This window comes from Xanthobacter autotrophicus (assembly GCF_030015065.1).
In the GTDB taxonomy this organism is placed as follows: domain Bacteria; phylum Pseudomonadota; class Alphaproteobacteria; order Rhizobiales; family Xanthobacteraceae; genus Xanthobacter; species Xanthobacter autotrophicus_D.
In genome coordinates this window covers 1-458 of record NZ_JAIVFN010000394.1, presented here as the reverse complement: position 1 = coordinate 458, position 458 = coordinate 1, and the positions used below count along the sequence as shown (strand labels likewise).

Here is a 458-nt window from a genome sequence, read left to right as displayed (position 1 = left end):
CGCTGCATACCGCGGGCACGCAGGTGGAGTTCGACGCCGAGCACCTGCGGCGGGTGCTGGTGAACCTGCTGGACAACGCCCTGCGCTACATGGGCGGGGAACCGGATTCGCTCTGCATCGCCACGTACGTGAATGGCGCGGGCCAGGCCCACCTGCAGGTCTGGAGCGACGGCGCACCGCTGGACAAGACCGTGGAGCGCCATCTGTTCGAGCCCTTCTTCTCGTCGGAGAGCCGCTCCAGCGGCCTGGGCCTCTACATCTGCCGCGAACTCTGCCAGCGCCACGGCGCCTCCATCGCCTACCAGCGGCTCACGCGGGTGCTGGAGCGCGGCGCGGTCGGCGGCAACGCCTTCACCGTGGCCTTCCGGCGCGCCCACCGGCCGGGGCCGGCCTCGCTGTTTGACACAATCGTCGTCTGAGAAGGCCCTCCGCGCCCCTGTACGCTCCCTGCCATGAAC

General features: G+C 70.1%; 1 protein-coding gene. It reads left to right on the top strand.

What is annotated here, in order from left to right:
• The coding region (locus K9U40_RS23700; protein ID WP_282892507.1) for a sensor histidine kinase at positions 1-419 on the top strand (419 nt) is incomplete at its 5' end.
• Positions 420-458 lie beyond the last annotated feature (39 nt).